Consider the following 728-nt stretch of genomic DNA (forward strand, 5'->3'; position numbering starts at 1 on the left):
AGGCCCGCAACCCGCTGATGAGCCTGGACGACGTCCGTACCGCCGGCATCCGGTACCTAATCCGGGACAACGCCGGCTACTTCACCGAGGGCTTCGACGCAGTCTTCACCGCCGTCGAAGCCCGGGTGGTGCCCATCCTGCCGGGCGTGCCCCGGATGAACGCGATCGCCGAGCGCTGGGTGGGATCCTGCAGGCGCGAGGCCACCGACCGCATCCTGATCACCGGAGAGCGGCACCTGCGCCTCGTCGTCGACGAGTACGCCGACCACCACAACGAACATCGGCCTCACCGATCACTCGGACAGCGATGCCCCGACGGAGTTGGCGCACCCGAACCGCCCGCCGTCGATGCCTCATCGCGTGTCATCCGGCGCGACCGCCTTGGCGGCCTCATCCACAAGTACGCGCAGGTCGCATAGGGTGACGGGATTGTCGGCACGCACAAGGTTCAGACAGCCGCGAGCGCGGCCTCCGACGCTTTGCTGCGCGACAGGTGGTGGATGGGATCGGAGCCCGCAACTTTCCTGAACACTTCCGCCGCCGTGCTGGCTCTGGTCGGCGGAGACGCTGACGCCAGAGCGAGCGCGGAACAGAGGCTTGTCAGCGCAGGCCGCATCAGAGATGCGTTGAACGGCCTGAAAGGCAATCTTCCCCAGATATGCGGTCAGGGTCGCTCTGAGGCGCCTGGGTCGGGGCGCCGCAGCACGGCGAGGGGTAGCTCGCGCCGG

Annotated in this window: 1 protein-coding gene; it reads left to right on the forward strand. The window is 68.0% G+C overall.

Translation table 11 applies throughout. From position 1 onward, the window contains the following. A partial coding sequence (locus tag VXC91_RS46440) for an integrase core domain-containing protein (protein WP_329513343.1) occupies positions 1-419 on the forward strand: 419 nt, incomplete at its 5' end. Between the last annotated feature and the right edge of the window lie 309 nt (positions 420-728).

This window comes from Streptomyces chiangmaiensis, assembly GCF_036281785.1.
Lineage (GTDB): Bacteria > Actinomycetota > Actinomycetes > Streptomycetales > Streptomycetaceae > Streptomyces > Streptomyces chiangmaiensis.